At 60.0% G+C, this 21,688-nt stretch carries 19 protein-coding genes and 1 tRNA gene; 1 reads left to right on the top strand and 19 read right to left on the bottom strand.

Going from position 1 to position 21,688, the window contains the following annotated elements; genetic code table 11:
* Positions 1-63: 63 nt before the first annotated feature.
* From F3H35_RS06270 to F3H35_RS06220, 11 genes are all read right to left on the bottom strand, one after another.
* Positions 64-2,004 carry a sodium:solute symporter family transporter gene (locus F3H35_RS06270; RefSeq protein ID WP_149778744.1) on the bottom strand — a complete coding sequence of 647 codons (1,941 nt, stop codon included), beginning with the start codon at positions 2,002-2,004 and terminating at the stop codon, positions 64-66.
* Between the two features lie 5 nt (positions 2,005-2,009).
* The gene (locus F3H35_RS06265; protein WP_149778743.1) at positions 2,010-2,447 is read right to left on the bottom strand and encodes a hypothetical protein; all 438 of its coding nucleotides are present in this window, start codon (positions 2,445-2,447) and stop codon (positions 2,010-2,012) included.
* Between the two features lie 53 nt (positions 2,448-2,500).
* Entirely contained in the window at positions 2,501-4,201 is a 1,701-nt protein-coding gene (locus F3H35_RS06260; RefSeq protein WP_149778742.1) for a flotillin family protein, read from the bottom strand.
* A 46-nt stretch (positions 4,202-4,247) separates the two neighbouring features.
* Positions 4,248-4,955, bottom strand: a complete 708-nt coding sequence (locus F3H35_RS06255) for a bacteriorhodopsin (RefSeq protein ID WP_149778741.1) — start codon at positions 4,953-4,955, stop codon at positions 4,248-4,250.
* Positions 4,956-4,992: 37 nt separating this feature from the next.
* Positions 4,993-6,372 (bottom strand): ABC transporter permease, encoded by a 1,380-nt coding sequence (locus tag F3H35_RS06250; RefSeq protein ID WP_223228324.1) that lies wholly within the window; start codon positions 6,370-6,372, stop codon positions 4,993-4,995.
* A complete protein-coding gene (locus F3H35_RS06245) occupies positions 6,369-7,802 on the bottom strand; it encodes an ABC transporter permease (RefSeq protein ID WP_149778740.1) in 1,434 nt (477 codons plus the stop codon). Before F3H35_RS06245 ends, F3H35_RS06250 begins: the two co-directional genes overlap by 4 nt.
* Positions 7,799-9,583 carry a sugar ABC transporter ATP-binding protein gene (locus F3H35_RS06240; RefSeq protein WP_149778739.1) on the bottom strand — a complete coding sequence of 595 codons (1,785 nt, stop codon included), beginning with the start codon at positions 9,581-9,583 and terminating at the stop codon, positions 7,799-7,801. Before F3H35_RS06240 ends, F3H35_RS06245 begins: the two co-directional genes overlap by 4 nt.
* A gap of 83 nt (positions 9,584-9,666) precedes the next feature.
* Complete coding sequence (locus F3H35_RS06235; protein WP_149778738.1) at positions 9,667-10,842, bottom strand: ABC transporter substrate-binding protein; 1,176 nt, start codon at positions 10,840-10,842, stop codon at positions 9,667-9,669.
* A 49-nt stretch (positions 10,843-10,891) separates the two neighbouring features.
* Positions 10,892-11,812: an AttM family quorum-quenching N-acyl homoserine lactonase gene (gene attM / locus F3H35_RS06230; RefSeq protein WP_223228323.1), complete on the bottom strand. Its 921-nt coding sequence runs from the start codon at positions 11,810-11,812 to the stop codon at positions 10,892-10,894.
* Between the two features lie 20 nt (positions 11,813-11,832).
* The gene (locus F3H35_RS06225; protein WP_149778737.1) at positions 11,833-12,681 is read right to left on the bottom strand and encodes an alpha/beta fold hydrolase; all 849 of its coding nucleotides are present in this window, start codon (positions 12,679-12,681) and stop codon (positions 11,833-11,835) included.
* 39 nt (positions 12,682-12,720) lie between these two features.
* On the bottom strand, positions 12,721-13,131 hold the full coding sequence (locus tag F3H35_RS06220; RefSeq protein ID WP_223228322.1) for a hypothetical protein: 411 nt from the start codon (positions 13,129-13,131) through the stop codon (positions 12,721-12,723).
* A gap of 130 nt (positions 13,132-13,261) precedes the next feature.
* Between F3H35_RS06220 and F3H35_RS06215 the strand changes: the two genes are divergently transcribed.
* Positions 13,262-14,110: an IclR family transcriptional regulator gene (locus tag F3H35_RS06215; protein WP_149778736.1), complete on the top strand. Its 849-nt coding sequence runs from the start codon at positions 13,262-13,264 to the stop codon at positions 14,108-14,110.
* Positions 14,111-14,335: 225 nt separating this feature from the next.
* Here F3H35_RS06215 and F3H35_RS18800 read toward each other — a convergent pair whose 3' ends face one another.
* The 8 genes from F3H35_RS18800 to F3H35_RS06180 form a co-directional block, all read right to left on the bottom strand.
* Positions 14,336-14,473 (bottom strand): hypothetical protein, encoded by a 138-nt coding sequence (locus F3H35_RS18800; protein WP_188129884.1) that lies wholly within the window; start codon positions 14,471-14,473, stop codon positions 14,336-14,338.
* A gap of 337 nt (positions 14,474-14,810) precedes the next feature.
* The gene (locus tag F3H35_RS06210) at positions 14,811-16,049 is read right to left on the bottom strand and encodes an RNA polymerase sigma factor (protein WP_149778735.1); all 1,239 of its coding nucleotides are present in this window, start codon (positions 16,047-16,049) and stop codon (positions 14,811-14,813) included.
* Positions 16,049-16,408 (bottom strand): YciI family protein, encoded by a 360-nt coding sequence (locus F3H35_RS06205; RefSeq protein WP_149778734.1) that lies wholly within the window; start codon positions 16,406-16,408, stop codon positions 16,049-16,051. The genes F3H35_RS06210 and F3H35_RS06205 overlap by 1 nt, the downstream gene beginning before the upstream one ends.
* A gap of 136 nt (positions 16,409-16,544) precedes the next feature.
* Positions 16,545-16,904: a YciI family protein gene (locus F3H35_RS06200; protein ID WP_149778733.1), complete on the bottom strand. Its 360-nt coding sequence runs from the start codon at positions 16,902-16,904 to the stop codon at positions 16,545-16,547.
* 409 nt (positions 16,905-17,313) lie between these two features.
* Positions 17,314-17,403, bottom strand: a tRNA-Ser gene (locus F3H35_RS06195).
* Between the two features lie 59 nt (positions 17,404-17,462).
* Entirely contained in the window at positions 17,463-18,182 is a 720-nt protein-coding gene (locus F3H35_RS06190; RefSeq protein WP_149778732.1) for an alanyl-tRNA editing protein, read from the bottom strand.
* Positions 18,179-20,635 (bottom strand): DUF3772 domain-containing protein, encoded by a 2,457-nt coding sequence (locus F3H35_RS06185; protein ID WP_149778731.1) that lies wholly within the window; start codon positions 20,633-20,635, stop codon positions 18,179-18,181. Before F3H35_RS06185 ends, F3H35_RS06190 begins: the two co-directional genes overlap by 4 nt.
* Positions 20,635-21,666: a cysteine synthase A gene (locus F3H35_RS06180; protein ID WP_149778730.1), complete on the bottom strand. Its 1,032-nt coding sequence runs from the start codon at positions 21,664-21,666 to the stop codon at positions 20,635-20,637. Before F3H35_RS06180 ends, F3H35_RS06185 begins: the two co-directional genes overlap by 1 nt.
* Positions 21,667-21,688 lie beyond the last annotated feature (22 nt).

Raw genomic sequence — 21,688 nt, 5'->3', positions numbered from 1 at the left:
TCCTTCATCCTGTGTTTCTGCACGCCAAGCCCGGACAGGCATCTGTGCTCTTTGGGCAAAACATCATCCCGCACCCCCAAAACTCCAGACCGTCAGGATGATCAGTCCCGCGCCTGCCAGAGCGAAAATGATCAGGCTTCTCAGACGTCGTGCCTCTGCGGCGGATTGGTCGGGCCGCAGGGTCGGGGGTGGCTCATAGGATGTGATGTCCAAATCGACATGCGACGCCATCTGCATTCGGTACGCGAGAAGCCAAACAAGGGTCACCCCCAGTAGCCAGAACAGCATGGCCCAGACCCAAAGCGATGGGAAATCCATGCTCCAGCCGCCATCACTAACAAAGGCATAGTTCCCGAAGATCAGCCCCGGCCCCACCGCAAGAAATCCCCAAGCAAGCCCGGCCGCCCAGGCATAGCTGTTCAAAGGAGCCGTCCCCTGCCCGCTCAACGCCTCGGAAACGAAGGCCCGCAGATGCTGTCGAAACTCGGTTCTGGCGGCGTTCTGGCTGATGGCCGAGACCAGCAGGCACACGAGAATATTGAAAAACAGGCCCCACGCGGCCGAATGGATGGTCCAGGGATAGCGGCCCCATGGCACGTCCAATCCCAGATAGCCCAGAATGCCGATCCCGAGCGCGTCGGTCACGAAGGCCGCGAACAAACCGAAACCCACGCCGGCCAACACAGCCGGGCGTGTCATCCAGCCGAACCAACACAGACCCAGCATCGGGATCAACAACTGCGCAGATGCCGATAGCGCAAAAGCCCCCAGAGCCGACGTGCTGACCGGTGCAAGAAAGGCCATCAACACGACAACAACCGCCAGAACAGCCACAAAGATCCGGGTCAGGGTAACAGTCTGCCTGCGCGACATCGCGCTTGCGAAGAAGGGCTTGTAGACATGACGAACAACAGTCTCTGCCGCTACCAGAAGCGCCAATCCGGCCATCACCTGCATCCCGGCAGCAAAGCCCAGCACAACCCACGCCGTTAGCCATGGCGAAGACTGGGCCAGAGCCGCCAGATAGCTGTGGCTGATGAATTCCGCCCTGCCAAGGCCCGCGGCTCCGATAACACCGACGGGCAAAAGAACAAGCAATCCAAAGAACCCTGCCAGAACCCAGGTTTGCCCCGCGGCAATTGCCTTCGTGTTGCGTGTGGACAGAACAATCTTCAGGGCGAATGGGCTTAGGCCGATCCCGAGCAGGGCATAGGCGGAACTCAGATTGGTGACAGCCGAAACAGGATGGTCATAGAAACTGCCCCGCCCGAGCCCTGCCACGAATTGGATCACGCCGCTGACTTCGAAAGCCTGAGCCCCGACACTGTCTGCCGCCAAGGCCTGCATCCGCGCGTTGATCGCCCCGATCAGGCCCGCCTCGACCAAGATCAGAAAACTCAGAACCAGAGTGGCAGAGATCAGGCTGACCGTTTGCAAGACCCCAAGAAATCCGATTGCCCGCATCCCACCGATAACGACGTAGCCCAGCAGTATGAGGCTGAGTGCGCAGCCTATGGTAAAGGCCGAGATCGACCCACCGGACACAGACGATGCGATCTGCGAGATCGCACGAAGTTGCATGCCGGCAAAACCCACCGCGAACAACAGCGCCACGCAGGCGACGATGACGACAAGGGCCTGGCTGTCGTAATACAGTTTGAAAAGCTCGGCCTGGGACGAGACCCGATAGCGTTGCGCGATGAACCAACTGCGCTTGAAAAAGAGGACGCCCGGCAGCGCCAACAAGACACCAGCCTGCAGGAGATATCCGTGAACGAAGCCGTCGCGCGCCAGGATGTCGGCAGAGCCAAGGGTGAACCACGCGGACACGGAACTGCCGGCCAGCACCAGCGCGCTGACCCAAGGCGACAGAGAGTGGCCCGCTGAAAAATAGCTCTGGTAGTTTCCATTGGCCGTGGCAGCCTGGCGGGCCCAGAAGAGCACGACGGCAATATAGACGAACCCGAACAACAAGATCCACATGACAGGCGATGGAGCTGGCATTCAGGCTACCCCTTCCCGTTGGGAACAGACACGTCATGCCCGACCGACACATGAAATTTCGAGAACGCCCCGCGCAAGCCATGCCGGGTCAGCAGATAGGTCAGGAAACCGACGATCAGCGTCCCAAACAGGGTCAGCCCGATGTAGAAATCCGTGGCCGAGGCACCGCCCGCTAGAACGGACAGCACAAAAACCAGCACCAAGACCCCGAAACTGGTGAGTCCAAGTGCGGTTTCACCTGTACTGAAGCCCGTGCCGTAGACTGCATTGACGATGATATGCGCACAAAATGTGCTGATGATGCAGCCAATGCCGGTCAGAGCGATCCAGTAAACGTCTTGTTGGAACCCTTCGATTATCAGCAACAGACCGATAGAGCCGATCGCCGCCCAGACAGCGAATACCAGAAGGCTCCGGTCGACGGCATTGTTTCGCTCGTTCATGGCTGCGCCTCCTGTTCAGTTTATCCCCGCAGCCGCCGGCTGCGGGAGGGCGATCACTTCTTGGATGGGGATTGCCGCTTGGGCCCTTTCGGGGCGGGTCCATCGCTCGCTGATGCCGGCTCGGAATAGACGATCTTGGAAAGATCGCGGAGGGCCTCGGGTCTGTGAATGTTCCCGGGATCCATACCGATCTCACCCAGAAGTTGATCCACGAACGGGGCTTGCGAGCGATATCTCAGAGCGGACTGGACCACCTGATCGGCGAGATTTCCCTCGCTCGGAGGTGAGCTTCCGTCGCCCTTGCCAGAGCCGCCCTCGCCGCCGCCACCTGCTGCGTTGGAAAAGCCGGGCAGACCATCCACATGCAGGATCTTGATCTCGCCGATCCGTTCCATCGGCTTGACGCTTTCGCGGATGATCGACGGCAGATTATCGACAAGACGCTTGTGCAAGGCGCTGCGGCGGCTGGCCTCCGACCGAAGGTTTTCAGCCTCGTTGAGCTTGGTGGCGCCTTCCGCTTCGACACGCAGGCGCTCTTCCTCAGCGGAGGCCGCGATGCGCACGGCTTCTGCCCGGTTTTGCGCTGCCCGCTCCTCGGCTTCGGCAAGGATCTTCATGCGGACAGCTTCTCGTTCGGCGTCCTTGGCCGCTTCGATCAATTCGACCGTCTTGTGGCGGTTGGCGATTTCGACGTCGCGGATCGTGTGGACGCGTTCGCGCGCCTCGGTGGCGGCGGCAACGGCCTCCTCGGTCAGGGCCTGGACTTCGGAGCGTTCCTTCGATTTCTGCGACAGCGCGATTTCGCGTTGCTGTTCTTCGATCTCGATCTGCTCGCGGCGCTTGATCTCCATCGACTCGATCTCGGTTTCGCTCTTGATGCGCGCACGCTCGACCTGTTCACGCTCGGTGATGCGGATTTCTTCGATCTCGCGCTCTCGCGCTGCGTTCTCGCGCGCGATTTCGGCTTTGCGCTGCGCACGCTCGATCGAGATCTCGGATTCATTCAACAGCCGCGCGTATTCCGTATCCCGTCCGATATCGAGGGCCTTTTTCTCGGCCTCTAGGTTCTTGGAACGGATCGCGATATCCGTGTCTTTTTCGATATCGTTGCGCGTTTTCTTACGGCTTTCGATCTGTTGGACAAGCCGGGTCAAACCTTCCGAGTCGAAGGTGTTCGAGGGGTTGAACATCGAGATATCGGCCTGATCCAGAGAGGTCAGCGAGACCGATTCAAGCTCCAGCCCGTCGAGCGCCAGGCTTTCGGCCACTTCCTTGCGGACTTCCTGCGCAAATTTGCGGCGGTTCTCCTGAATCTCTTCCAGCGTCATGACCGCTGAGGCGGCCCCCATGCCATCGACAAAACGGCCCACCACCAGTTCGCGCAGTTGATCCGGGTTGAGCGTCCGCCGCCCCAGAGACCGGGCCGCCGTGGCCACGGAAGCTTCATCGGGAGCGACACGCACGTAGAATTCCACCGTCATCTCGACCCGCATCCGGTCCTTGGTGATGAGAGATTTCTCACGCGCCCGGATCGCCTCGAGGCGCAGGGTGTTCATGTTGACTTCGGTGATGTCGTGCAGGATCGGGAGCACGAACGCCCCCCCGCCCATGACGACCTTTTCACCACCAAAACCGGTCCGGACAAAGGAAATATCCTTGGTCGACCTTCGGTACAGCCAGTGCAAGAGATAGGCACAGACTGCGATTACGATGGCGGCAAGAATTATGATTGCAATAACGTCTGCACCGTTCATGGCATCAGCCCTCCAGGTAGAGTGTTCATATCATCAGGAATTCGCATCAGCCTTGGACCTTTTCATCGGCTGACTGCATGGCGAGCATGCCAGCAGACAAGACAGCGGCACCGAAAGCCATGCGATTGAGGAAATCGGCCACGTTGTAGGCGACTGCCAACGCGCCACCGTCATCATATCCGCCAAAGCTGGTGATGAAATTGCCAAGCGGATAGATCGCCCAGCCGACGGTCACGATCAGACGGAGCCAGAAGTAGCCTCTGATCACCGGCTTGTTCAGAGAATCCCGGATCGCGAGATCCATCTTGCCGAAAAACAGCTCTCCCAGAATGTAGAGCCAGAAGATCAACCCGATGAGGAAGGCAAGGGTCGGATGCATGTATCCTGCCTCGCCAAGGTAGCGGACGAAAACCATCAGAACCGAGACAACGACCAGCCGCCAGAACAGGCCCATCGAGACCTTGCCAACGCAATTGGCCATGAAGAAGAGCGCCAGCACCTGAATGGGCATCGTCACGACCCAGCCGACATAATGGTAAACCACGGGGACGGCCCCACTTTGCCAGGCGGCCCGGGCCTCATACGCGGCCAGCGCCCCGATGATGGTGGAGCAGGCGCACAGCGTCACGACCAGCTTCCAGTGCCCCCTGACCCAAGCCGTGCCCATCAGCAAGAGCACACTCGTGGCGATCAATCCGAAGAGTGCCGCCGAATAGCTTGCCGCAGTCAGGTCTGGTGTTTCAAAGACGGTCATGTAGCGAACCTCCAATTCATATGATCCTCGAGTCCGGTCATATCTGCGTGCGTATGTGGGGAGAGCGCGCGTAGAGCGCGACCATGGGTAGGATCAGCAGGCCGTAGATGAATTGCTGCCATTCGTAATCGAGACCGATTCCGACGAGGAACGACGACAGGACCTGAAGCACCAGAACGCCGATGACGGTAAAGCCGTAGCCGCCATGCCCGCCCAGAAGGGATGTCCCCCCGACGACCACAGCCGCCAGCGTAAGGAACAGATACTGCTCACCCACGCCAATGAAGCCGCCCCCCGACCAGCCGAGCAGGAGCGCTCCGGTCAATGCCGAGAAGAACCCTGAGACAGTGTAGGCCATGACCCAGTATTTCAGCTCCGAGATCATCACCCGTTTCGCTGATATCCGGTTCACCCCGAGAGCATAGAGATAGCGGCCGTAAACTGTCACGCGGAGCCCTACAACCAGAATGAGCGCGGTCAGAGCCCAGATGAAGATGGCGGCAGGCACCGGAATGCCGAATGTCTTGCCATTCATGGCCGCCAGATTGGACAGCCAACCGGGAACCGTGCCGAAGACGTTGCCCCCATAGGCCGTCCCGATGGACGTGATGATCTGAACCCCGCCCGAAATGGCGAACCCGGTGCCAAGCGTCACGATGAGCGCCTGCCCCTGAAGACGATAACTGAGCAGGCCGTTGACCACCCCAAGCAACGCCCCGATGACCAGCACGATGCAAAACGCCAGCCATGGCGGCACCCCGAGGCTGATCAGATACAACAGGCCCACATTCGCCGCACCGATCACGAAGGGAATGGACAAATCCAGCCCGCCCAACAGCGCAACGAGGGTCTGTCCGACCGACGCAAGACCAAGGAAAGAGGCAAAGAGCAGCATCGACTTGATGTTCCAGCCCGAAGAAAATCCTTCGATATTCATGGCACCGACAGAAAACAGCCCGATCAGGACCATAATGCCAATGAAGGCCGAGCGGTTTGTCTCGAAGAGTGGGCCGATCGTGCGCGTGGCGACGATGATGGCCAACAGGATGATCAGCGACAGGACGTTCCAGCCGTTTAGAAATCCGTCGATGCTTGCCGCCAGAATGAAGAAAGCAAGAACAATCAGCGCAAGACCGATCAGCGACGGCCGATAGTCGATCCAGATACGCCGAAACGGGCCGGGTCCATGCGTGTCTTCTGTATGTTCGCGTTCGACCAGAAAATGCGGAAGGATGAACTTCCACGCCCAGAAGAACAGCGCCATCGTGGCCAGCGCATAAAGGATGATGCTTTGAACAGGCTGATCCTGGACAAAACCGAAGATGACGCTCAGCAGGGTCAATATGCCGCCTGCGATCAACCCCAACAAGCGGGTGGCAAGGCTCAGTTGTTGGGGGCTGGTGTCTGTCTGGCTCATGGATTGCGCTCCTCATGCGGGGCATCCGAGCCGGTGCCGAAGGAGAAGCCATTGGGCTGACTGATGGAGTAGGCCGTGACCAGAACGATCAGCCCAATCACGAGAAACACCAACGGGCCGACGTCACGTGTCCTGCCTTCGGTCACCGCCACACGGGCCAGTCCGGCCAGAACCACGAGGATCACAACACCCCAGATCAGCGGACGCGCAGCCGCGCGCAACGCGTCGGTCTGTGGATCCAGCGCTCCGGTCTCGAACATACCCCGCATGGTGCTCACCGCGTCGAGCGGTCCGGGGAAAGGCGGCACGACATAGGCAGCGGAAACCGTGCCGTAATCATATGTCGCGTGCAGAACGACGCCCAATACCACCACCCCGAGCGCCACGAAGTAGAGCAATGGCGAGAAATTCCGCGCATAGCGTTGGATCAGCGGCAGAACCAGGGTCAGAAGCAGCGAGATAACGAGGATCGTGCCATAGGCCAGATCGGTCACGAAACTCTGCACCGCGCCAAAGTTGAACGTGGCCAGCACGAAGGTAATCAAGTAGAGGTTCAACGCACCAAGAGCGCAACCGAAGACGCTTGCCCTTCCCCCCGCCAGTGAGGCACCGCCAAGCACCAGCGCGGTGACGGCAATCAAGGTATATGTGGTGCCCTGGGATGGATCTCCCGATGAGATGAGGGCGGTAAAGGTTATGGCGGCAAGGGCGGCGAAAAGGCCTGAAATGATATGCGCGCCGATACGAACGATCGCGATGGGAACACCCGAGGTGTAGGCCGCACGTTCATCCGACCCCATCAGACGCAGATGCGTGTAAAACGCCGTGCGCGTAAACAGGACCCACGCCAGTGTCGCAATCACCAGCAGCCAGAGGACTGGGGAAAAAACGGTCGTTCCCAGTCCCCAGGTCGCCATCCACTCTGGTGCCATGCCACCCGGTCGCGGCAGGATCACCAGATTGATCCCTGAAAGCGCGAGAAAACCGCTGAGCGACACGATGATGGGTTGGACACGAACGTAAACCACAATCAGCGCAAAAATCAGCTGATAGGCCGCGCCCAGCAGGAAGGCGAGGCCGAAGAACGCGAAGGGATTGGTGAAATATCCCGCTGTCACCAACTGGACGAGCGTGACGTTGATGAACCCAATGAGAGGCCCAATCGACAGATCGACCGTGCCACGCCCCGAAATCACCGAAGCCATCAGCGCATAAGTCGCCAGGATCAGTGGCGTTGCGACGATCACCGCGCTGCCAATCCCCGATGCGCTGACCAGGCTTGGTGAGCGGATCACGGCAAAAATCATGAGCACGTAAAACAGGGTGATCGGGACAATCATCGATGGATCCGACCGCCCTGCAGTGCTGCGCGGCGTCTCGACGGTCTCGGTCTCGACGGCGACCGGGTCCTTGATCTCGGCGATCTTCATGGCCGTCCCTGCCGGGCGATCTGGCCGTCGCGTCCGAATTCAACGATCCGGATCTTGCTACGGTCGAAAGCCTTCACGGGATCGGGTTGTGTCTGCACGACCCGGATCGGAGGCAAGCTGCCATCCGCAGGGGGATAGACGACCGAACCGATCTTGCGATCCCTTGGAGTGACACTGTCGCCTGCATTGGCCGAGCGCGTCGGCGTCAGCCCATAAACCGTGTCCAGACCGCTGCCGTCGGTCTGCCCGAACATGGCCTCGAGAACCCGCTTGGTGTCAAACCGTCGACCATCGAACGCATCGAAAGGGGCGCCGTCCCGGAACACGATCACCCGCGTGGCGAACCCGATAAATTCCTCGATTTCCGAAGACATGTAGACGACCGACCGACCGCTTTCCGCGAAACTTCTCAGATGCTTGTAGAGTTCCGTCTTGGCCCCGACATCGATGCCGCGCGCGGGGTCGTTCAGAACGATCGTGTTGGGTCGTTGCGCAAAGCCCCGCCCGATCAGCACCTTTTGCTGATTGCCGCCCGAGAGTGATGTGATCCTGTCGCTTTTCACCCCGAACTTGATCATCAGATTCCGGGTTTCCCGATCGAAAATCGTGTTGAGCGTCTCCCAGTCGATCAGTCCCAGCACCCCACCGCTTTTCTTCTGGGCATAGAGCGGCATGACCATGTTCTCAAAGATCGACAGGCTGGCAAAAATTCCTTCACGCTTGCGATCGCCCGACACATACGCGACGCGGCCCGCGACCGCATCGGACAGGTCACGGACGGGAGTTACCTCGCCCTGAGCCGTCATGATGAAGGGCAGACCGGCCTCGGCGGATTGAACGCCCGCGAGGACACGAACGAAACTGTCCTGTCCCTGCCCGTCCAGACCGGCAACGCCCACGATCTCGCCTTTGCGCAATTCGAAATCGAAGCTCTTGCCATTCGGCCAAAGGACAAGGCCATCGGCCCGCATCGTGATTTCGTCGCTCTGGGGCTGAGGCGCGACAAGACTGCCTTGCGCCGCGTCGGCTTCTTCGCCGGTCATCGCTGCAAGCAAGTTGCGCTCGGTGATCTCTTGTTTTTCCAGCACCGCCACGTCACGGCCATCGCGCAGCACCGTCGCCCGGTCCGCGATGCGCACGAGTTCGGCGATCCGGTGCGTCACGATCAGGATCGTCACGCCGCCATCACGAAGGTCCCGCATTTTCTGAAACAACCGCTCGGTGCTGTCGAAATCGAGCGCTGCTGAACTTTCGTCCAGGATCAGCAGGCGGGGCGCGCTGAGCATGCCACGCGCGATGGTGATCCATTGTTTGAGGCCCAAGGGAAGGTTGCCGACAAGGCCGTGCGGGTCCACGTCCTCACCGGACAGATCACGCATCAATTGGGCGGTGCGCGCCACCTTTTCGTCATAGGACACCGATTTCGTAAAAAGGGAATCCGACCCCATGAACACGTTATCGACGACCGTGCTTTCGTCCGCCACGAGCACTTCCTGATAGACGGTCGATATGCCGATGGCGCGACTTTCGGCCGGGGAGTTCGGCGTTTCTCCCAGCACGGTAACCGCGCCGCCATCTATTGGCAGAATGCCTGAAATCACTTTCGCCAACGTGCTCTTGCCGCATCCGTTGCCGCCGACGATCGCATGGATTTCCCCCTCGACCGCCGAGAACGACACTCCGTCGAGCGCGCGGGTCGGACCAAAGAACTTCTTCACGTCCTTGATCGACACCGTCTCCCTTCTCGCGGCAGTTGTGGCCTGTTCGGTTGGGGCTTGCATGTCCGAGCGATACCCTTGGAGGTCATCTTGGTGCAGATGGCAAGGCCGCCTCGCGCGGCCTTGCCCTGTCTTGTCAGGCTCTCTTATTTCTCGAGAAACTTGGTGGGATCAGCCGGACGCAGGAAGAAATCGTCCAGGAAAGCCGAATCCAGGCCCCAGGCTTCGGGCGCAACCCGCAGCCAGCCTGGATCCTGCTCGTTGCAATCGGCAGGGACCAGCTTTTCGATGTCTTCATAGGTCATGCGGATGGGGTCCACGAGGATCGACTGGATCTTCGGTCCCTGCCCCTGAAGCGTACGCATCATGATGTTCCAGATCAGCTGGACCTCGTTCTGAGGCGGCCAGACCTGATAGACAGCCGACACGTAATCGGGATTGTTGCGCCAGTAACAAAGCGCACCAAGCTCGCCGCCGATGGTGATCGGAACCTCGGCGCGGCCCGATTGTTGCAAGGCCCGCAAGACCCCCATTTCAGCCGCCGATTGCACCACGATACCGTCCAGTTTGCCCGGATTGGTCGCGAGCCATTTCTGGACCTCGCCTTGGGCGACCTGGTCGGTCCACATACCCGCAATCGAACCGACGACCTTGATATCCGGATATGACGCGAGACCCGCCTTAATACCGCGGTCCTGACTATCGGAACCGGACGTGCCCGGAATGCCCTCGACGACGAGAACATTGCCCGCGCCTCCGATTTCCTCTGCCATCCACTTGCCCAGTTCAAATCCGGCAACCTGGTAGTTGACCGAGGAATTGACCGAATAAGGCGATGTCAGATAGCCGGTCAGTGAAAACACTGGAACGCCGTTGTCATAGGCATATTTCACGGTCTGATTCAGCGCTGTCGGGTTCGAGCAGCACACGAAGATGGCATCGACACCCTGATCGACCAGCTGGCGCATCTGCTGAATCTGGGTGCTGTCATTGAGATTGGACTGAGTGATGATCACCTCGTCCAGCAGGCCAAGCTCTTTCCACTTGGGAATGATCTCGTCTTGCAATTCCTGCATGACGCCCGCGCGCCACGTATTGCCCGCATAAGAGCTGGCATAGCCGATTTTCCATGGCGGGGGGTTCTTGGCCACGAAATCGCGGAACGCGCTAGCGCCGATTGGCTGCATAGGGTCCAGCAGCTCGGGGTTGTAGAGACGCTCTACGACATCGGGGTTCAGCTCGTCGAGCCCCTCCGCCTGCGCCCCCATCGCGCCGATCACCGATAATCCGGCAATCATCGCTGCGGTTTTCAAAAGTTTCATTGGTTCTCCTCCCTGGTGGCGCTGCCAGCCCGTGCTTGCAGCATCTTGTTCATGCGTAGAACGACTTGGGCGCGTGCAGCATGCCTTCCCACTGTCGCATGTCATGGCCCGCTATTACCTTGGCCCCGGTCCTTTCGGCGATCCGACGTAGCTTGGCGACTGAGTTGGCCGCATCTTGGGCGGATGTAAGAAAGCCAGGTAAGGCCTTGTTTTCAAAGTGATCCATCGTGTAAGCCGCATCAATGGTCAGCAGGATGGGCCCGGTTTTCGGTAAGGTGATGAGAAAGCTTTGATGCCCGGGCGAATGACCAGGCGTGAAGATCATCTTGATAACATCATCACCGAAGAGATCGAAATTGTCGGTCATCTCTCCGCCGAGGAATTTCCAGTTGAGGCCCGGACGATCAAAATCCGCCCGGATATAGCCGCCCGCCGCGAACCATTGCGGATTGAACGCATAGTCATATTCCGCACGCTGGACGATATGCTGCGCATTGCGAAAACGCCCGACCGCACCGGTATGATCCAGATGCAGATGCGACATCACAACATAGCGCACATCTTCGGGTTCCACGCCGACGGAGCGGCACTGCTCGACACAGTTTTCCTTGAGCCCCATATGCGGATCGTAGGTGTCGACCACATCACCCCAATGCGCCCGCTTGTCGATTGCGACCTCGGCCGCGTTTCCGCCATCGATGACCACATTGCCCATGGGGTGTTTCAACAGGTACCAAGGCACGGGTATTTCCCACATTTCCTCGCCCTGGTTCATCTTGATATTGTGCTTTCGGGTCCGAAGCGTGCCCGTCTGGAACATGTGAAGCTCGACGCCTGCGCTGACCGACACCTTGGGGCGACTCGGGATGGACGGGCTTTTTGCAAGGAACGATGTTCCGGAAGACGGCGTTATGGAGCGCGACTCGCTTTCGACCTGCTGACCACGTTCATTGAACTCAATGATCTTCATCTGGGTCTCTCCATACGGCCTCAGCTACGCTCATCAATCAGGCGAAGAGCTTCTTTCAGGTAGTTCCGAAACAGCGGGTAATTTTCCGACATCGGGAAATGGCCGATGTCCTCCATCTCGATGTATATACCGCCGGGGATCTGGCGGGCCGTTTCCTCGGTCGCTTCGGGTGGGGTGAGGTAGTCATATGTGCCGGTCATCATCACCACCGGACATCGCGACGTGTCGATCCCACCCAGCTTTCCACGCAGATCATGGTCCACGGAGTAGAAATACAGGTCCCCTTTGAAGGTTTCCGAGCCCTGCGTGTAATAATGCCATGTCAGCCAGCGGTCCATGTCCGGGCTTTGCGGGGCCATCAGATCCCAAACACCGCTGGCGCAAACCTGCGCTGCGTTCGCGTGCGGATGGCGCCACCAGTCGATATAGAAACCGGGCGCATAATGTGCGGCCTCCACCGGTATCACCGCGCGATATCTATCCGGGTGATGCAGGGCGAGTTGCAGCGCGACGTTGCCGCCGAACGAAGACCCCATGAAAATCGGATTTCGCAATTCCAAAGCATCACAGAACGCGTTGATGAATTTCATGTAATGGTCGGCGGTCAGTTTGTATTCCTCTTTCCACCACTCCCGGTTGAGAGGCGGATCGGACTTGCCATGGCGAGCAAGATCATACGCGATGACATCATAGTTCTCGGTGACCTCGGCATCTTCCAGCAGATCGCGCCATTGATGGTTATGACACCCGGCAGTGTGCTGACAGACCAGCGGTATGCCCTGCCCGTTGCGCAGGTAGAACACCTTGTACTCACAGCCATCAACATCGATTGTCACGTAGCGTCCGATGACTGGTGAATGCTTTGCCATGCTGGCCTCCTCTTGAGCGGGTACGCGGACGCCGCGGGTTCAGACCGGGACGCCGATCTTGCGAAGCAGTTCGAACTGAACGATGAAATTGCGCAGGTTCTGCATGAGGATCAGGTGATTGCCCTCGATCTTCAGGTCCTTGCGGAAACTTGCCGAGTATATTCCGTGGTACATCGGCTTTGGGACCGGACGCGAAAATTCGCGCCATGTATGGGCCGATGCCCTCAGTGCAAAGTCCCAGGGGTCCATTGGCCCAGGGTCAATATTTATGCTGTAGACCTTGCCATCGACCATTTCGACGATGACCGAGGCATCCTCCATGTCCCACAAGTACTTGCAGGTGAAGTATTTGGCCATTGCTGCAATGGTCGGATCATTGTCGGATGCATCGCTGAATTTCACCGCCCAATCGCGCACACTCATCGGCATCATACACCCTCCCAAGCGCATGCTGTTTTCGAACGCTTAACGCAACGTCAGGTGTAGAAACTTTCTTGTTTAACCTTCTTGACGTGTGCGCAAACTGTTCACTAGGCTGAACACTCCCTACGTCTCTGAACGCTATTCCGGATGATGGCAAATGGACAAATTAAAAAAACTAACCAATCAAAAAGAAAAAGTTGATAATCAGCGCCCATCAGAATCCCGGCGTCTGGTTCCGGCACTCTCCCGGACAATCCAGATCATGGACCTGATTTCCTCCTCTGATGAACGACTTACCATCTCAGAAATAAGCAGACGTGTCGGGATACCGAAAAGCACGGCGTATGGAATCTGCGCAACTTTGGTCGAGCATGAATTGCTCATGAGGCGCGACGATCAAAGCTTCAGAATCGGACCTCACGTGATGCGTTGGTCCAATGCGTTCAGTCGATCTATCGACGTGATGGACGAGTTCATTGCGATCTGGGACTCAGACTCGGATTTCCCTGGCGCAACGATCACACTGTCAGTCCGCGATGGGGCTGACGTCGTGTATCTTGCCGTACGGAATTCCGAAAAATATCAAGGTTTCTTCAGTTTCAGCGTTGGCGCAAGGTTACCTGCCGCTTTCACCGCGACGGGGAAGGCGTTTCTGATGCATATGCGGGAAAGCGATGTGCGTCGCCTCTACGCGGACGGCCTGCCCGAGCCGCTAACCCCTGCAAGCGTGCAAAGCCTCGACGCTCTTATGGAAGAGCTGAATCAGTTTAAAAAACTGGGCTACTCCATTGATAATGAGCAGGTTTCAGACGGTATGCGGTGTTACGCCAAAATAGTGCTCGATTCCCAGAACATGCCGGTCGCGGGCATAGCTGCCAGCATACCCGCTGATGCACTAACATCCGAAGAGGAAAGGAAAATCGTAACATCATTGGAGGCAATGGCCGAGAAAATCTCGCGGCGCATGGGGGCGGACATTCGCGCTATCCAAACCTCAAGCCGATAGCGCGCCTGAATAGACCGGAACGCGACCCGTGCGACCCGTACATGCTTCGCGCTGCGCGGGGTGTGAAGCGCGATCGAACGGCTCTTGCAGCGCAGAACGACCAGAGACTCAGAACACATATCGGGCCTACCGATTATATCTCTTTTTTAGACTTTTCCTCAAAGTCAGTTAGGACCCACGGACCGCCAGTCGCGTCACCGGTTGGCCTCGGAGCCATGGTGTCTCCTATTTCTTCGGATCGCCATCCTCATGGGCAAGCAACTCGTGAAGTTCCCGTCCATCGAAGCCCGTTGCCTCGAGGTCGATTTTCGATCCAACATGATCGAACGTGACGGGGGTCGAAGCTTCTGGATACGTCAACAAAAACTCCGCCATTACAAAAGCCTACAAGAGTCTACCAATTTGGCGCAGTCATGGGACCCAGAGAATCCGACAATGAGAAACGGCCTGTGTCAGTGTTGACCGAAGCGTCAGTATTCCGCCCCTCCCGCACAACCCTCGGAAAAAAATCCGGCCGCAGCCGGATCGGTATAACGCGCATCAAAGGGGTAAGTGGCGGAAGGAACGGGCCTGACGTCGAACCTTCTCTACCCTAAAGATCTGTTTTTGTTTTCTTTTGTCTTTCCCTCTTCCATCGAAGATGTATGGATTTGGAGCGGGCCCAAGTCATTTCGACAGCAGGGAACGACGATAGCGGATTTTATTGACGCGGAACGTCGCGATACCCGCCCGTCAGCAGGAAGCCCCGGATGCCGGGATCGCTGCTGAGACCGGCCGCGCGGGAAGCGGCCTCGCGGGCGGCTGCCTCTTGGCCGCATAACCAGAGGACGCGGGCGCGCGACGCCCACCACGGCTGATAGGTCTCCGCACCCGTGATCGCATCGAGCTGCGACAGCGCGGCATCCGCCTCGCCATTTTCCGCAAGCGCGACGGCCCGTGCCACCAGCACGCCGGTGGTGGGGGCGAACCGGGCGAGCAAGTCGTAAAGCTGCGCGAGCGGGCCGTGTAGGCGTTCGCCGGTCATGCGGCTCTGCGCGTGAAGCGACTGGATAGCGGCCTCGGTCTGGAACCGCCCCGGCTGGCCCACGCGTGCGGCTGCGCGCAGGGCGGCTTCTGCCTCGGCCATCATGTCGCGCGACCACAAGGAGACGTCCTGGTCGCGCAGAGGGATGAAGGCGCCATCAGGCCCTCGCCGCGCCGCCCGCCGCGCCTCGCAGTGGAGCATCATGGCAAGCAAGCCAAGCGCCTCGGGCTGGTCGGGGGCAAGCTGCACCGTCAGCCGCGCGAGCCAGATCGCCTCATCGGCGAGGCCTGCCAGCCGCGGGTCGGCGCCGGCCACGTCGTCCCAGGCCGTACCATAGGCCGCGTAGATCGCGGACAGCACCGCAGACAGCCGCTCGGGAATGTCTTCCGCCTCGGGAATCACAAACGCGATTCCGGCATCGCGGATGCGGCGCTTGGCGCGCACCAGCCGCTGACCCATCGAGGCGGGCACGACCAGAAAGCTTGCGGCGATCCGTGCCGCATCGAGGCCCAAGACCGTCTGAAGCATCAACGGAGCCTGCGCGTCCGCGGCAATCGCCGGATGCGTGCACGCAAACATAAGCTTCAGCCGGTCGTCGCCAAAACCGTCCAAAGCTGGGTCGTTGCGTTCATCCTCAAGCATTTGAACTATCGCTAGGCTGCGGTCGGCGGTCTGGCGTCGCGCCGCGGCATGGCCTGCGCTGCGCCGCGCAACGGTCAGAAGCCAGCCGACCGGGTTGGATGGCACGCCGCCCTGCGGCCACTGCGCAAGCGCCGCAGCGAAGGCGTCAGCCAGCGCATCCTCGGCGGCGGCCACGTCGCGCGTACGCGCGGCGAGGATCGCGAGCAGCTTCCCGTAGGACTCGCGCGCCGCGAGCGTTGCTTGCGCGGCGGTATCGCGACGCGCCTCGTCCATCAGGAGGCGGGCGGCGGCAGCACGGGGCGAATCTCCACCGACCCGCCCGCTGCGCAGGGCGCCCGTGAGGCCCACTCGAGTGCGGCATCAAGGTCGGGTACGTCGAGGATGACAAACCCCGCCAGTTGCTCCTTGGTGTCGGCGAACGGACCATCGACGACATGCCGCGTGCCGTTCTCGACACGCAGCGTTGTCGCGGTCTCGGGCGGGCGCAGCACGTTGCCGCCGATCATGGTCCCGGATTGTGCGAGTGCGCCGATATAGGCCTGCCAGCCACCCCAATAGGCCCCTGCCTGCGCGGGGTCATTGGGTTTGGCCCTCTCCTCGGGGGTTTCGCGGAACTGTAGCATGTATTGCATATGCATTGCCTTTTCTTGGCGGATGGCCGTCCGCAGACGGCTGTTGATGGGTGAATGCGCGCGCGACGAGATTTCATCGCAATGTATCACAGGATCCACGCGCCGCGAGCGATAGCATCGCGACGCGCGCCGTCACTTAGGCGCCGGGGGGCGGCAGGATCGGGCGGATTTCGACCGACCCGGCCGTCACGCAGGGTACCTTCGCGGCCCAGTCGAGGGCTGCGTCAAGATCGGCCACGTCAAGAATCACATAGCCGCCCAGAATCTCCTTGTTGTCAGCGACAGGTCCATCCACGACGTGCCGCGTGCCGTTCGTGACGCGCAGCGTCGTCGCGGTGTCGGGCGGCAACAGCCCGTTGCCGCTGACCATGGCCCCGGACTGCGCAAGCGTGCCGATGAAGGCGGACCAACCAGCGAAATAGGCGTCGACCCTCGCAGGATCGTGGTGCTTCGCCCGTTCCTCGGGGTTCTCGTAGAATTGCAGCATGTAGTGCATCGGTTTCGCCCTTCTTCTCAGGTGGCCGTCACCGGACGGCCTGTTGATGGATGAGCGTGTTCGTACCCGCTCATCTCAATGTGCGGCGGGGTCGGCGCATTTCGACAGGCCTCGGTCGGCGCGGATTGCGGTGAAGACTGCAGCGGGTCGTTCGATTTCGGGGAAAGCCTTGGTGTTGTCAATCATCGCGAATGGCAGGTCAGGCCGCAGCGCAGCGAGCCTGCATCCAGTCGCTTCGCCGATCTGGGATGCACGCCCTCACCGCAAGATCGAAGTCGGCACCCGCGCAGGCTTGAGTAACGGCGCGATGTCACAGCGCAGGCTGCCATTGGCGAACGGCAGCGCCGACCGAGCGGCGCGACCGCCAATAACATCAAGCAGAGACAGTTGGATTTCAGAGGCGTTCGGGTGGCGGAGAGACAGGGATTCGAACCCTGGAGACGGTTACCCGCCTACACGCGTTCCAGGCGTGCGCCTTCGACCACTCGGCCACCTCTCCGTGGCGCCTTCTTTAACGCCGGGCTATCCGGCAATTCAAGCGCTTTCTGACACGCCGCCTTAATCAGCCAGATGCAGATAGACACGGCGGTTCTGGCGGCCCTTCTTTTCCATCTTTCCAAGACGTAAGGAACCGATCTGCGCGGTGCTTGCGACATGCGTTCCGCCGCAGGGCTGCAGATCGACCTGATCGCTGTCCTGACCGATCCGCACCAGCCGGATGCGCCCTGCCCCTTTCGGCGGCGCGACCGACAAGGTTTTGACAAGGCCCGGTGTCGCCGCAAGATCCTCTTGCGTGATCCAATCTTCGGTCACCGGCAGGTCACGCGCAACAAGATCGTTCAGCGCAGCTTCGATGGCGACGATATCCTCAGGCGCCTCGGGCATGTCGAAATCCAGACGTCCCTTTGTCTCGGCAATCGAGCCGCCTGTGACCGGCAGCGGGATCACCACGGACAACAGGTGCAACGCCGTGTGAACACGCATATGTCCAAAGCGCCGCCGCCAATTGAGCGCCTGCTGCACGTGCGCGCCCTCGGGCGGCAAGGGTTCGGGCTCTGCCGGAACCAGCACGATCACATCCCCCTCGGACTTGAGCGTGGTCGCCACCTCGAGCCGGCCGCCCTCCCATTCCAGCGTGCCGCTGTCGCCGGGCTGTCCGCCGCCTGTCGGATAGAAGATCGTTTGATCGAGGATGATCCCGCCCTCCGGGGTATGTCCAACGACCTGACCGCCGACATCCGCAAGATATGGATCCGTCAGAAAGAGCGGCGTTGTCATGTCGGTCCTCCGTCCCCACCCCCGTCCGCGTCCCCGTCGCCGGCATCGTCGGACACATCATGTTCGCGTCTTGCTTCATGAGACCCCTTGGTGTCCTTGTGCTGCGCACGGGCCGACACCACACCCCCGCCTCGCAGAGCTTCGGGGTTGCGCAGCCAGATATCGCGCTGCGCATAGGGAATTTCGATCCCTTCCTCGGCAAAGCGCCGGGCGATCTCGTGGTTCATGTCCGACTTCACGTCGAGCACCCAGTTCACGTCACGCAGAATGGCACGGATCTCGAAATCCATGGAGCTTGCGCCAAACCCCTGAAAGACCACCGCCGGCGCCGGATTGACCAACACCATCGGATGCGCCTCGGCGATCTCATGGAGGATTTTCTCGACCTTGCGGGTATCGGTGCCATAGGCCACGCCGACCGGCACGATCACACGGCCAACCGTATTGCCCCGGGTGTAGTTGGTCACCGTGCCGGACACGAAATCGGCATTCGGTACGATCACGTCGGTCCGGTCGAAGGTTTCGATCCGGGTCGAGCGCACCGAGATATGCCGCACATAGCCGTGCTGACCGCCCACTTCGATCCAATCGCCCTCGGAAATCGGACGTTCGATCAGCAAAATGATCCCGGCCACAAAGTTGGAGACGATATTCTGAAGACCGAAACCGATGCCAACCGACAAGGCGCCCGCGACGATGGCCAGTGAGCTCAGATCGATGCCAGCACTGGTGATCGCGATGATCGCAGCAAGGAAAATGCCGACATAACCCACACCCGAAACGATGGCATTGCGCCCGCCCATATCGATCCGGGTCTTGGGCAGGACCGTATTTTTCAACGCTGCCTGCAACAGCCTCGTCGCAACAAGGCCCACTGCAAATACAGCGGCCAGCGTCAGGAAGATCACCGGAGATAGCCGCGTCTCACCGATATAGACACCGTCCACGAACTGCGTCCACAGCTCGGTCAGATCGGTCACACGCGCGCCCCAGATCAGCGCAAAGACCGGCATGGACAAAATCACCAGAGCCGCACCGATCAACACGGGGATCAGCGACTCGGCCGCACCTTCCAGATTGCCCGTGATCAGCGCATAAAGCTCGACCACGACGCGTTGCAGGATCAGCAGACCGGCCAGCAGCATCAGCGACAAAACCGACGGGAAGAGCAGGAATTTGGCCAGGGCGAAATAGCCGATCAACGCCAGAACAGGCGCGACCACGGCCAGAACGACCAGAATCCTGACCAATATGCGGGTGGATTTCGTGCGATAAGTCTCTTCCCCGCTGTCATCGGTGCCGGCATCGGCATGAGCCTTCAGCAGACGGGCCAGACGCCACAGCAGGAACGCCATCGTGACAAGGATCGGAAACAGGATGACATTGGCCGAGGCCGCTGACCATCCGAACACATCCGTCATACCGTCGAACAGATGCAGCACCGCGGTCGCAAGCCCCAGCGAGGCGCCATACCAGCGACCGGCCCGCCGCCCTTCGGACGTCAGGTTGAGCGGCAGCCCCCGCATCTCGTCCATCGGAAACACACGCGTCGCAAGCCACCGCGCGGCCATGAAGATGACTGCCGCCAGCACAAGTTCTTGCAAAAGCTGTCTGATCCGGTTTCCTGTCAGACCAGAGGCCTGAATGACCAGCACGATGATGATGAACCCGATCAGCGGGACGATCAGACTGCCAAGCGACACCATAAAGCCGATAATCCAGCGACCGGTGGTTTGGCCGTCACTCAGGACGCGGTTCGACAGTTTGCGGCTCCATGCCCTGCCCCGCACCAGAAACAGCAAGCCCAAAAGCCCGAAGGTCACCAAAGCCGGAAGCCGGCCCGTGGCCTGCTCGCGCTGGAGCTGGTTTTGCAAGTTGGACCGGAATTCACTGACCAGTGCCGTGCCACCTTCGATCAACGCTTTGGCCGCATCCGCCCAAAGCGTCGGGTTGACCGGGGATGGGCCGAATTCCAGAAGTTCGTCGGTCTGGCGATCCCGCACAATCTGATCAATGCCCCGGATCAGCCCATCCGCGCGGCTATAGGCAAGCTCCGCCCGCTTGCCGGGGGCCTGCAGTTCCGCCAGCCGCGCTGTCAGCTGCTCGCGCTCCTGTGCGATTTCAGCGGACTCGCCGCCGTCTTCCGGCGCAGGCCCAAGCGCCTCCAGTTGTCGCTGGACGGTCGCGATCGTGTTGGCGTTGGCATCTTCCTCGCGCTGGAACCTTTGCCGCCATGTCACCAAATCCGAGCGCAGCGCTTCAAGCGCCGGGGTCGAGGCGCGTTCCGCCTCCACCGCCTCTTCGGCACGCAGGGCCGTGCGCTCCCACGCGTCATAGTCGATCGGTTCGGCTTGTTGCTGCTGCGCATTGGCAGCCCATTGCAGCGGCCCACCCGCAAGTCCCGACGCCATGATGAGCGTCAGGAACAGAAGAAGGGTCCGCAGCAGCCGCATCACTCGACAAAGACCCCCGGAATGCTGCGCGGTGCCTCGATCATCCAGTCCGGCGTCGGCAGGCCTTTTTCCCTAAGGAAATCCGGGTTGAAGAGTTTGGATTGATAGCGCGTGCCATAATCGCACAGGATGGTCACGATGGTATGGCCCGGCCCCATTTCGCGCGCCATGCGCATGGCGCCTGCGATGTTGATGCCGCTCGATGCGCCCATGCACAGACCCTCGTGTTCCAAAAGATCGAACACGATGGGCAGGCCTTCCTCATCGGGCACCTGACAGGCGAAATCAGGTGTGAATCCTTCGAGGTTGCGGGTGATCCGCACCTGTCCGATCCCTTCGGCGATCGAACTGCCCTCGCCCTCCAGGGCGCCAGTCGTGTAATAGGAATAAAGCTTTGCTCCCATCGGATCCGCCAGCCCGATCTTGACCCCCTTGGGTTGCAGCGCCATGCCGACACCCGCCAATGTGCCGCCCGATCCCACGGCACAGCAGAAGCCATCGACCTTTCCGCCGGTCTGTTCCCAGATTTCCGGCCCGGTTCCTTCGATATGGGCCTGACGATTTGCAACATTGTCGAACTGATTGGCCCAAATCGCCCCATTGGGTTCGGTTTTTGCAAGTTCTTTCGCCAAACGCTCGGAATATCGAACAAAATTATTGGGATTTGAATACGGCGCCGCAGGCACCTGGACCAGATCTGCCCCGGCCAGACGCAGCATGTCCTTCTTTTCCTGACTTTGGGTCTCCGGGATCACGATCACCGTCTTGAACCCGAGTGATGCGCCCACCAGCGCCAGCCCGATCCCGGTATTGCCGGCTGTCCCCTCGACGATCGTGCCGCCCGGCTTCAGTTCTCCGCGCCGGATCGCATCGCGGATAATGAACAAAGCCGCGCGGTCCTTGACCGATTGACCGGGATTCATGAATTCCGCCTTGCCCAGAATCTCACACCCCGTTGCCTCGCTGGCCCGTCTCAGCCGGATCAGAGGGGTGTTGCCGACCGCATCGGCCAGATCCTTTGCAATTCGCATCGACGGGCTCCTTTTGTCAGGT

The sequence above is a fragment of the Roseovarius litoreus genome (assembly GCF_900142765.1).
Lineage (GTDB): Bacteria > Pseudomonadota > Alphaproteobacteria > Rhodobacterales > Rhodobacteraceae > Roseovarius > Roseovarius litoreus.
Note: the sequence above shows the minus strand (reverse complement) of the source record. Positions and strands in the feature narration are given on the sequence as shown.

What these genes read in the sequence shown, in the direction of transcription:
- F3H35_RS06270 (WP_149778744.1), bottom strand. Translation starts at nt 2,004, where the DNA reads ATGCCAGCTCCATCGCCTGTCATGTGGATCTTGTTGTTCGGGTTCGTC.
- F3H35_RS06265 (WP_149778743.1), bottom strand. Translation starts at nt 2,447, where the DNA reads ATGAACGAGCGAAACAATGCCGTCGACCGGAGCCTTCTGGTATTCGCT.
- F3H35_RS06260 (WP_149778742.1), bottom strand. Translation starts at nt 4,201, where the DNA reads ATGAACGGTGCAGACGTTATTGCAATCATAATTCTTGCCGCCATCGTA.
- F3H35_RS06255 (WP_149778741.1), bottom strand. Translation starts at nt 4,955, where the DNA reads ATGACCGTCTTTGAAACACCAGACCTGACTGCGGCAAGCTATTCGGCG.
- F3H35_RS06250 (WP_223228324.1), bottom strand. Translation starts at nt 6,372, where the DNA reads ATGAGCCAGACAGACACCAGCCCCCAACAACTGAGCCTTGCCACCCGC.
- F3H35_RS06245 (WP_149778740.1), bottom strand. Translation starts at nt 7,802, where the DNA reads ATGAAGATCGCCGAGATCAAGGACCCGGTCGCCGTCGAGACCGAGACC.
- F3H35_RS06240 (WP_149778739.1), bottom strand. Translation starts at nt 9,583, where the DNA reads ATGCAAGCCCCAACCGAACAGGCCACAACTGCCGCGAGAAGGGAGACG.
- F3H35_RS06235 (WP_149778738.1), bottom strand. Translation starts at nt 10,842, where the DNA reads ATGAAACTTTTGAAAACCGCAGCGATGATTGCCGGATTATCGGTGATC.
- attM (WP_223228323.1), bottom strand. Translation starts at nt 11,812, where the DNA reads ATGAAGATCATTGAGTTCAATGAACGTGGTCAGCAGGTCGAAAGCGAG.
- F3H35_RS06225 (WP_149778737.1), bottom strand. Translation starts at nt 12,681, where the DNA reads ATGGCAAAGCATTCACCAGTCATCGGACGCTACGTGACAATCGATGTT.
- F3H35_RS06220 (WP_223228322.1), bottom strand. Translation starts at nt 13,131, where the DNA reads ATGCGCTTGGGAGGGTGTATGATGCCGATGAGTGTGCGCGATTGGGCG.
- F3H35_RS06215 (WP_149778736.1), top strand. Translation starts at nt 13,262, where the DNA reads ATGGACAAATTAAAAAAACTAACCAATCAAAAAGAAAAAGTTGATAAT.
- F3H35_RS06210 (WP_149778735.1), bottom strand. Translation starts at nt 16,049, where the DNA reads ATGGACGAGGCGCGTCGCGATACCGCCGCGCAAGCAACGCTCGCGGCG.
- F3H35_RS06205 (WP_149778734.1), bottom strand. Translation starts at nt 16,408, where the DNA reads ATGCAATACATGCTACAGTTCCGCGAAACCCCCGAGGAGAGGGCCAAA.
- F3H35_RS06200 (WP_149778733.1), bottom strand. Translation starts at nt 16,904, where the DNA reads ATGCACTACATGCTGCAATTCTACGAGAACCCCGAGGAACGGGCGAAG.
- F3H35_RS06190 (WP_149778732.1), bottom strand. Translation starts at nt 18,182, where the DNA reads ATGACAACGCCGCTCTTTCTGACGGATCCATATCTTGCGGATGTCGGC.
- F3H35_RS06185 (WP_149778731.1), bottom strand. Translation starts at nt 20,635, where the DNA reads ATGCGGCTGCTGCGGACCCTTCTTCTGTTCCTGACGCTCATCATGGCG.
- F3H35_RS06180 (WP_149778730.1), bottom strand. Translation starts at nt 21,666, where the DNA reads ATGCGAATTGCAAAGGATCTGGCCGATGCGGTCGGCAACACCCCTCTG.